Source organism: Streptomyces sp. GC420, assembly GCF_009916105.1.
GTDB lineage: Bacteria > Actinomycetota > Actinomycetes > Streptomycetales > Streptomycetaceae > Streptomyces.
Map to the genome: position 1 here is coordinate 1 of NZ_JAAAXQ010000787.1, position 929 is coordinate 929.

Consider the following 929-nt stretch of genomic DNA (forward strand, 5'->3'; position numbering starts at 1 on the left):
AGCCTCTTCCGACACCGCCCCTGCGACTCAGGCTATCTCCGATGGGAACAGTCGTGACCGACCTCGAACTCAAGCACCACCGCGTACCCACCTCGCTGGGCGAGATCGCCGTGGCCGAAACCGGCGAAGGCCCCGTGCTGGTGATGCTGCACGGCGGCGGACCGGGGGCTTCCGGTGTGAGCAACTACCACCAGAACCTGCCAGTCCTGGCGCGGCACTTCCGCGTCGTCCTGCCGGACCAGCCGGGCTTCGGCGGCAGCTACCGCCCCACCGAGCAGGACCTGGCGGAGCGCTCGATCACGCGGATCACCACCGACGCCCTCTTCCAGGCGCTCGACTCCCTGGGCATCGACACCTTCCACCTGCTCGGCAACAGCCTCGGCGGCGCGGCCGCGATCGCCATGGCGCAGCAGCATCCCGACCGCGTCACCCGGCTGGTGCTCATGGCCCCCGGCGGCGGCTGGCTCCCCTTCGGCCCCACCCCGACCGAGGGCCAGAAGGAGATGTTCCGCTACTACAACGGCGGCGGCCCGAGCGAGAAGAAGATGGCCGCGTTCATCCGCACCATGGTCTTCGACCACAAGCAGTTCGGCGAGGACGTGGTCAGGGCCCGCTACGAGGCCTCGCTCGACGAGAGCCATGTCGCCTTCTACCACCACTACAACGCCGCGTTCGCCAGGCGCGGCGGCATGGACCCGCTCTGGCGGGAGCTGCACAGGATCACGGCGCCCACCCTGCTGCTGTGGGGCCGTGACGACCGCACCATCACCCTCGACGGCGCGCAGCTGATGCTCAAGCAGATCGGTGACGTGCAGCTGCACGTGTTCGGCAGGTGCGGCCACTGGGTCCAACTGGAGCGGCAGCGCGAGTTCGAGGACCTCGTCACCGGCTTCCTCGCGGAGCGGTCATGAGCGGGGGCCGGCTGAACG

The 929-nt window shown here is 69.4% G+C and carries 1 protein-coding gene; it reads left to right on the plus strand.

Features of this window, described 5'->3' with window-relative positions; translation table 11 throughout:
- Positions 1–41 precede the first annotated feature (41 nt).
- Positions 42–911 (plus strand): alpha/beta fold hydrolase, encoded by an 870-nt coding sequence (locus GUY61_RS38625; protein WP_166634938.1) that lies wholly within the window; start codon positions 42–44, stop codon positions 909–911.
- Positions 912–929: the final 18 nt, after the last annotated feature.